The sequence below is a fragment of the Salinivirga sp. genome (assembly GCF_055145285.1).
This window is the reverse complement of the sequence record NZ_JBSRDC010000067.1, coordinates 1-8,694: the sequence shown is the minus strand read 5'-3', so window position 1 is coordinate 8,694 and position 8,694 is coordinate 1. Positions and strand designations below refer to the sequence as shown.

Below are 8,694 nucleotides of genomic sequence, written 5' to 3'. Positions count from 1 at the left end.
GCACGTGTGTTAGTGCGTGGTTTATTGTAACTTGGCGTATAACTTTTGCTGCTGGTTGTTGAACCGGTTGATGCCGAACGGTATGAACTTCTAACATTGCGGCGTGGTGTTGTTATGGCACTGTTTGATCTTGTGGTATTGCTTTTGGCATCGGAGCTACTAACGTTGCTTGCAGAGCGGCTTGCCGATGTTGTGGAGCGTCTTTTTTCCATTAAAACGGCACGTTCGCCGCGTGTTGCCGTGGTGGCTGATTTTTGTGCCAGTTCAGAACTACTGCCATTTACAACATTTCTACGGTTCGAAGTTCTGGCCGATTTATTTATGGTTTCATTTTCTCTGTAATTACCGGCTACACTTCTGTCACCGGCTACACCGCCATCGCTATAAGTTGTATTTGGCCTTCGCGAGCGGCGGTTACTTTCTTCGTAATCTTTATTATTTACGTAGTAGTTGGGATAATAATTACCATAGTAACCCCCGTAATAGCTGCCATAGTAGCTGTATGGACTGTAGTAGCTGTGATAGTATGGCGAATGCCAGCGGTTATAGTACCATGAACTGCCATAATATGGTGAATGATACCCCCATGCTGAAGAATACCATGGGTCGTAATACCACGGGTCATAATGCCATGAGTTCCAATGGTAATAGCTTGAATAATAAGGTGACCCCCAGCCCATATTAAACGACATGCTTACGTGAGGATCGTAGTAATAGGGATCGTGAAAACGCCTGATCCGGTCGGCATACGACATTTGATCGTTTATGTAATAATTATTCACAACGTATTCACCATTATTTTCGTCTGGTATGAAAATTGTATCTTGCCCTTCACCTTGTGTATTGCTAAGGTTATAAGCCTGGACTTCGTTGTACCAGTCAGGTTCATCCTCGGCATATATATAATTGTCAAGTGTTTTAGAGCCTTTTTCGTTTTTGCCTAATTCGCTAATAATTACAACGTTGTCGTCAGGCTTAGTGCTTTGTTCCAGTTCTGCGAGCTCTTCATTGCTGATTTCGGGAACATCGTCGCCCGGCCAGTAATAAAGGTCATCAACATAATTGCCGGCAGTTTGCGTGTTTGTGCTACAAGCTGTGGCAACTAATGCTGCAATTGTGATGATGATTAATTTACGTTTCATAAGTTGTCCTCCTTAGGCTTTATATTTTTGTATTTTTGTGCTTTATTTGTACTCTTTATTGTATTACAAATTAAACAAATACTATACCAAAAGAAAAGATATGGCGAAGGAATTAACTTCAATGAGTGAAAATTATTCACAGTGGTACAATGATCTGGTGGTTAAAGCCGATCTTGCCGAAAATTCAGCCGTGAGGGGCTGTATGGTTATAAAACCTTATGGTTATGCAATTTGGGAGAAAATGCAGGCCCAGCTTGACAAAATGTTTAAAGATACAGGCCATGTAAATGCTTACTTCCCCTTATTTATCCCGAAATCATTTTTTAGTAAAGAAGCTGCACATGTTGAGGGATTTGCAAAAGAATGTGCTGTTGTTACGCATTACCGGTTGAAAAACGATGAAGACGGAAACGGGATCGTTGTTGACCCGGATGCAAAACTTGAAGAGGAGTTAATTGTCCGCCCAACTTCGGAAACAATAATCTGGAATACCTATAAAAACTGGATCCAGTCGTGGCGCGACCTTCCAATTTTGTGTAACCAGTGGGCCAACGTGGTACGTTGGGAAATGCGTACTCGTTTATTTTTGCGTACTACCGAATTTTTGTGGCAGGAGGGTCATACTGCCCACGCTACAAAACAAGAGGCTTTAGATGAAACATACAAAATGGTTAATGTATATGCCGATTTTGCTGAAAAATACATGGCTATGCCGGTAATTAAAGGACATAAATCGGAAAATGAACGTTTTGCCGGAGCGTTAGATACTTTGTGTATTGAAGCTTTGATGCAGGATGGAAAAGCCCTACAGGCCGGTACTTCTCACTTTTTAGGCCAGAATTTTGCAAAGGCTTTTGATGTACAGTTTGCCAATAAGGAAGGCAAGCTTGAACATGTATGGGCAAGCTCGTGGGGCGTATCAACCCGTCTTATGGGTGCGCTTATTATGGCACACTCTGATGATAACGGACTCGTGCTCCCTCCAAAACTTGCCCCTTTTCAGGTAGTTGTTGTTCCAATTTATAAAAAGGATGAACAGTTATCACAAATTTCTGAAAAAGCTGAAGCGATTATTGAAAAGCTCCGGGCTAAAGGCATATCGGTAAAATATGATGATAGTGATGCTAAAAAACCGGGTTGGAAATTTGCTGAATATGAATTGAAGGGTGTTCCTGTACGCTTGGCTATCGGTCCACGCGATATCGAGAACGGAACGGTTGAAGTTGCACGTCGTGACCTCCTTTCAAAAGAAGTGGTACAGATGGACGGAATTGATGACTATATTGAAAATTTACTGGATGATATTCAGAGTTCAATCTACAAAAAAGCTTTTGACTTCCGTACAGAGCATACAACCGAGGTGGATACCTGGGATGAATTTAAAGATGTACTGAAAAATAAAGGTGGTTTTATTTCAGCGCATTGGGACGGCTCGCCCGAAACAGAACAAAAAATAAAAGATGAAACCAAAGCAACTATTCGTTGCATTCCGCTCGGTGCAAAAGAGGAAGAAGGTAAATGTATTTATACCGGAAAACCATCGAACAAGCGGGTGTTGTTTGCAATAGCTTACTAGTTATAGATTATTAGATTTTAGACATGAGACAATAGACTTAGATTGTAATAGTTTAAATGTTAGTGTTTTAAATAAAAGCGTTGTTGTATTGTACATAAAAAAAACCGTTGAGATATTAAATTTCAACGGTTTTTTTAGTTTTATGTGTAGTGTTTTTGCTACACTTGATTCGTTCTGAACAGGAATGTTTTGATTTTCTTCCATAGGTTTAAGAGTTTTTTCCTACTCGTATGGCTTTTCGGTTACGCCCCGTTATTTTTGCAATGGTTTCTGGGCTCCATTTTTTACTGTACAAAACAGTAATTTATTGTAAAGTTCATACAATGTAAAAAATAAATATGATAATTAAAAGTAATAGTGGTGAAAATTAATTAGTTAATCACTAATGTCCGGTTAAAATATATATAATTGGGCTAAAGCCCCTGTATTATAGGGCTTTCAATAGCCCCGGGCTTAAGCCCGGGGTAATTGATTTACATCTACGAATCTGGGCTTTAGCCCAACTTGATAATCAGTGTTTTAAACAGGGTTCGCAAAGCATTGTTATATTTTTTGTCATTTATCGGACAACAGTGTTAGTTAATAATCTTCAATATTGCCTCAGCCCACTCATCATCGGCATTAAGGCTTTCAACCATTGTAAGTTTTTCTCCGCCTTTTTCGATGAACATTTTTTTATACTCGTATGCAATTTCAACCGTAGTTTCAAGACAGTCGGCAACGAAGGAGGGGGCTACAACCAGAACCCGTTTTTGCCCGTTGTTAACTAATTTTATCAATGTTTCATCGGTAAACGGGGCCATCCAGTTTTTTGATAAACGCGACTGAAACGAAGTAGAGTAGGAGTCTTTGGCTAAACCTAAGCGCCCGGCTAATTGGCGTGTAGTTTGGTAGCATGTGGCCTTGTAGCAAAAGTTGCCGTGCGCAGGCATTTCCTCTGCACAATGGCACGACAAAGCCGCCACGCCCGGGTGTGTTTTTTCCAGTTGCCGGTTTGGCAGTCCGTGATACGAGAATAATACATGATCGTAGTGCTGAGGCCCGTAAGTATTAATTTTACGGGCAAAAGCATCGATAAATGCCGGGTGGTCATAAAACTGGCTAATGGTTTCTACCTTTGGGATAACATTCCACTTACTGATGTGTTTCCAAACGGCCTGTATGGCAGTTCCGCTGGTTGATGAGGCATATTGGGGGAAGAGGGGCAGGATGATAATTTTATCGTATTGTTTTTGTTTGATGCTTTGTAAGGCCTTCGCTATCGACGGGTTTTGATAGCGCATGGCAACAAAAAAGCCGGTATTGTCTGCCGTATTGTTTTGTAGCTTTTTTTGTAGTTCCATCATGTTGGTCAGCAATGGTGAACCAGCAGGATTCCATAGCTTTTGGTACAGTTTTGTTGATTTAGGGGCCCTGAATGGTACAATGATCAGGTTGACCAATATTTTTTGCAATGCCCATGGCAGGTCAATCACCCTGCTGTCGTTTAAAAACTGGCGCAAATACCGGCGTACGGCCTTTACTTGTGGTTTATCGGGGGTGCCAACATTGATGAGTAAAACAGCTGTCTTCGACATTTGATTTATTTTAAATTGAAGTATGGGTTGCTTGGCTTGAGTCATATTTTTACTCAGCCCGGGTCATGGTTAATTGTCCATGATGGATGCCTTTAATACTAATGAGCTGGTCGGCCATTTCGGTTAATCTATGTGCTGCCCCTTTTATGGCAATAATTTCGAGGGTATTGTTTTCGCTAAGCATAATTTGTTGCGATGATAATGTTTCGCTAAAAAAGCGTTCACGAATTTCGGCTATGTGGTTTAGTATTTCTCTTTTGTGCGGATCGTAAAACAGCGTTATAGAGCCCGCGACAATATTATCGCATTGCCATTTATGTTCTACCATATTCTTATTAATAAGGTGGCGAATAGCCTGTGAGCGGTTTGAAAACCGGTTGTTCTTAACGTATTCGTCAAGTGCTTCCAGTAGCTCCTGCTCAATTGATATTCCGAAACGTGTAACAGACATAATAAAATGGGTTAGGATTATGGTTTATCAAAGATAATAGAAATAAAAAAACACTTCGTTTAATCGGAGTGCTTTTTTATATTGGTGATATCGGTTTCAGCCAAAGAAAACAGGCGTTACGTTTCAGGTGAACTGGAAATATAGTGTTATAAAATCACCTCTCGTAAAGCAAGTTCCATTAAAACAAGAATTAAGACGTTTTAAACAACAATACAAAGAACTTGTATTGGGTTCAAATGTGGTGTGTATTTGCATCAAAATAAGTTAAGGATTAGTAATTTTAAATACTTTGATATCATTTCACAACAACCGTTTGCTTTTGAAAGTATTGACTATATAAAAAAGTTGAAATTGATGGGTGATATCCGCAAATAAAAACCCCGCCAATTCAATCAGCGGGGTTTTACTTGCACGGGAGGAGAGGCTCGAACTCCCGACACCTGGTTTTGGAGACCAGTGCTCTACCAACTGAGCTACACCCGTGTGCTTGCCTTAACAGCGCTGCAAATATAACGCAATTCTTGTTTCTGCCAAAGGCCTTTTTTAAAAAATGGCTACCTTTTTCGTTTTATTTTTCTTTGCTTGTAAGTCTGTTTTTTCTATGCATTGTAAATGCTTGAAAAACATTCAATTTATAAAATCAGATGTGTCTTGCACAAGATCCGAGTGACGTATTTTTTTGTATAAATCTCAAATCTCATATCTCATATCTCACGTCTCATATCTCACGTCTCATATCTCACATCTCACATCTCACGTCTCATATCTCCAATCTATTTTATAAGAAAGTCGAACATTTTACGGTCTTCAATATATCCTTCCAAACGGTCGTTTATTTGTACAGGGCCAACACCTGCCGGGGTGCCCGTGTAGATTAAATCGCCGGTTTTAAGGGTGAAAAACTTCGAAATGTGTTCAATCAGTTCATCAAACGGGAAAATCATACGGCTCGATTCACCGGTTTGACGGGTTTCGCCGTTAATTTCGAGCCTGAAACGAATGTTATTGGCATCGAGTTCTTCCAAGGGGATGAAATCGTTGCTGATGGCCGCCGAGAAATCAAAGGCCTTCGATTTTTCCCATGGCAGGCCTTTATCTTTTAGCTTGTTTTGCAGGTCGCGGGCAGTAAAGTCAATTCCCAGCCCTACCGAACTGTAGTAACGAGTGGCAAATTTCCGGGATATGCTTTTGCCAACTTTGTCAATTTTGAGCACCAGCTCTACTTCGTGGTGTAAATCATTTGAAAAATCGGGAATAAAAAACGGACGGTTTTTGCGTAAGATGGATGAGTCGGGCTTTAAAAAAATCACCGGTTCTTCGGGACGCTCACTGTTCAGTTCCTCAATATGTTTTACGTAATTACGGCCTATACAAATAATTTTCATTGTTATTCTGAATTAATTAGAATTCGTGAATTTGTGGCTTAAATATAATAAAGAAATGGTGTCATTGATTAAAAATTTTTACCGGATACTAATCAAAAATGATATCCTACTAGACATTTAATGATGCCACGAATGCCTTTAGATTAGCAAAACAGAAAAGTTAATAGTGTTATGATATTTATGATGTTGAAATAGGGGGTTTTAGGGGGAGTTAATAACTTTGAAGTTTGTTAATAACTTAAACCGGAAAGGGACTTTGGTGAACTATACGAATGCGTGATCCAAGTATCATTTCGTGAATTAGTCCAAAGCCCCTTATGGTTGCAATCGCCATTTAGAATTTTAAGCTCAAGGCTTATTAAAGGTGTTAGCATGAACAACCACTCCCGGTTCTAAAACTATTGATTATGGACAAATTTAGGCAAAAAAAACATTTTATCGGGGTTGACATTTCCAATGACAAGCTCGATTTGGCCATATTACAGGATGCAGAAAGTGGCCGGTTTAAGAATAAAGTCGTGACCAATGACTTCAAAGGGTTTGATTCCATACCTGCATGGCTTGAAACGCAAACGGTTCAATTAACGGATTGTGTGTTTTGCATGGAGCATACCGGAACTTACGGTTTATTGTTTTTTGCATGGCTTAGCCAAATGGGAATTGATTATTGTGTTGAACCTGCCCTGAAGATCAAGAGAAGCCTCGGCCTTACAAGGGGCAAGGACGATAAAGTAGATGCCCGTAGGATCGCAGATTATGCTTTTACCCACAGAGCAAAACTTCAGCCATTCAGTCTGCCTTCGGGTGTTTTGTTGCAGATTAAACAACTGCTCACTTACAGGGATCAAATGGTGCGGATTTGCACCTCTTTAAAAAACAGCTTAAAAAGTCACCAGCAATATCAGCGGGTGAGTGGATTAAAATCGGTTTCCCGAGAAATTGAAATGCAAATTACCGATTTTGAGGAACGTATCGTGCAAATAAAGAAACAAATTATTGACCTGATAAAATCCGATGAGAGCTTGTACAAAAACTACAACCTGACCAGATCAGTCATTGGGATTGCCTTTGTAATTGCAACCTATATGTTGGTTACAACCAATAACTTTACGAGTTTTGATAATGGCAGGGAATATGCCTGCTATTCTGGTATTGCACCATTCAAAAATGAATCCGGCACATCCATTAGAGGTAAGACAAAGGTGAGTAGCTTGGCCAATAAGAAGGTAAAGGCATTATTATCAAACGGAGCCAACTCAGCAATTAACTGGGATCCAGAGATGAAAAAGTATTATAACCGAAAATCAGACGAAGGGAAAGATCATAATTTGATTATCAATTCAATACGATGCAAATTAATCAATCGGGTATTTGCTGTAATAAAAAGGCAAACACCCTATGTGAAAATTTATCAACAAAATTTCGTCTAAAAAATTTGCATAGGTCTTAGAATTCACGAATTATTTTCCGATTGTAATCGGAATATATTTGTGTTTATTTTATTATTCGTTTATAATTAAGGCTTAGCTCTCCAAAATTGGCAATCAATGAAAGTTTGCAGCCTGAAGCACTTAAATAATTAATAGCCTGAGCAATTGATTTATCGTAGATTTCAGAAACAGCTTTCACTTCGAGAATTATTTTATCATATACAATAAAATCAGCATAAAATTTATGGGGCAATATTGTTTCCTTGTATTTTACAGCATATTCTTTTTCTCTTTCAAATGGAATACCAGCTAAACTAAACTCGTATTCCAAAGCGTCTTTATATACAATTTCCAGAAATCCTGGGCCAAGATTATTGTGAACTTCCATGCATATTCCAATAATCTTGTAGCTTTCAGTTTTGTAAATGATATCAGACATTATTATTCGTGAATTAGTGGCTAAAATATTTGGGTTTGTAATTTAAATAAATATTTTTTAAAATGCATTTAATCAATAATTATATTCTAATAGAAACATTTAATGATGCCACGAATTCACGAATTTTAAATTCGTGATTAGAGAAATCCTTTATCATACTATTGGTAATTCTATGAAGTAGTCATTAGTGTATTATAAACAAGTCTATTGTCTCAAGTCTATAATCTAACGATCTATTATTTCTCAATCGCATCAATTATCCCGGCTATAAAACCATTTTGGTCGAATTCGCCTTTTTTCGAGAAACCTGTGCGTACAATAACCAGATCTTTCGACGGGATGATGTATATAAATTGCCCGTCGTGCCCACGGCAGCAATACATATCGCGGGGTACATCGGGGTAGTCGGTGCCGGTTTTGTTAAGCCAGAAAAATGCACCGTATTCGCCTTCGGAACCATTTGCTGTTGTAGTGGTATATTCCACCCAGTCTTCGGGCAGTATCTGTTCGCCCTGCCAGTTGCCGTTGTTCAGGTACAGCAATCCAAAACGGGTATAATCGCGCATAGTGGCGTACAGGTACGATGAACCTACGAAAGTACCCGATGCATCAACTTCGAAAACGGCGCTGCGCATGCCAATTTTGTTGAAAAGTGCCTTGCGGGGAAATGCAAAGTATTCTGCATCGTTGTCAA

The 8,694-nt window shown here is 39.2% G+C and carries 8 protein-coding genes and 1 tRNA gene; 2 read left to right on the top strand and 7 right to left on the bottom strand.

The window, feature by feature from the left end:
* The coding region (locus ACTB0Y_RS14465) for a hypothetical protein (RefSeq protein WP_463207547.1) at positions 1–1,142 on the bottom strand (1,142 nt) is incomplete at its 3' end.
* A gap of 100 nt (positions 1,143–1,242) precedes the next feature.
* Between ACTB0Y_RS14465 and proS the strand changes: the two genes are divergently transcribed.
* Positions 1,243–2,718 (top strand): proline--tRNA ligase, encoded by a 1,476-nt coding sequence (gene proS, locus ACTB0Y_RS14460; protein WP_463207546.1) that lies wholly within the window; start codon positions 1,243–1,245, stop codon positions 2,716–2,718.
* Between the two features lie 575 nt (positions 2,719–3,293).
* On the opposite strand, the gene hemH is transcribed toward proS, so the two are convergent.
* The 4 genes from hemH to ACTB0Y_RS14440 all read right to left on the bottom strand — a co-directional run bounded on the left by hemH (position 3,294) and on the right by ACTB0Y_RS14440 (position 6,131).
* Complete coding sequence (hemH, locus tag ACTB0Y_RS14455; protein ID WP_463207545.1) at positions 3,294–4,295, bottom strand: ferrochelatase; 1,002 nt, start codon at positions 4,293–4,295, stop codon at positions 3,294–3,296.
* Positions 4,296–4,344: 49 nt separating this feature from the next.
* The gene (nikR, locus tag ACTB0Y_RS14450) at positions 4,345–4,746 is read right to left on the bottom strand and encodes a nickel-responsive transcriptional regulator NikR (protein ID WP_463207544.1); all 402 of its coding nucleotides are present in this window, start codon (positions 4,744–4,746) and stop codon (positions 4,345–4,347) included.
* Between the two features lie 410 nt (positions 4,747–5,156).
* Positions 5,157–5,229 (bottom strand) — tRNA-Trp (locus ACTB0Y_RS14445).
* Positions 5,230–5,519: 290 nt separating this feature from the next.
* Positions 5,520–6,131, bottom strand: a complete 612-nt coding sequence (locus ACTB0Y_RS14440) for a fumarylacetoacetate hydrolase family protein (protein WP_463207543.1) — start codon at positions 6,129–6,131, stop codon at positions 5,520–5,522.
* Positions 6,132–6,538: 407 nt separating this feature from the next.
* On the opposite strand from ACTB0Y_RS14440, the gene ACTB0Y_RS14435 reads away from it, so the two are divergent.
* Positions 6,539–7,561, top strand: a complete 1,023-nt coding sequence (locus ACTB0Y_RS14435) for an IS110 family RNA-guided transposase (RefSeq protein WP_463207542.1) — start codon at positions 6,539–6,541, stop codon at positions 7,559–7,561.
* Between the two features lie 64 nt (positions 7,562–7,625).
* On the opposite strand, the gene ACTB0Y_RS14430 is transcribed toward ACTB0Y_RS14435, so the two are convergent.
* Both ACTB0Y_RS14430 and ACTB0Y_RS14425 read right to left on the bottom strand, forming a co-directional pair.
* Positions 7,626–8,000 carry a GxxExxY protein gene (locus ACTB0Y_RS14430; RefSeq protein ID WP_463207541.1) on the bottom strand — a complete coding sequence of 125 codons (375 nt, stop codon included), beginning with the start codon at positions 7,998–8,000 and terminating at the stop codon, positions 7,626–7,628.
* A gap of 236 nt (positions 8,001–8,236) precedes the next feature.
* On the bottom strand, positions 8,237–8,694 hold a 458-nt coding region (locus ACTB0Y_RS14425; protein ID WP_463207540.1), incomplete at its 5' end, for a serine hydrolase domain-containing protein.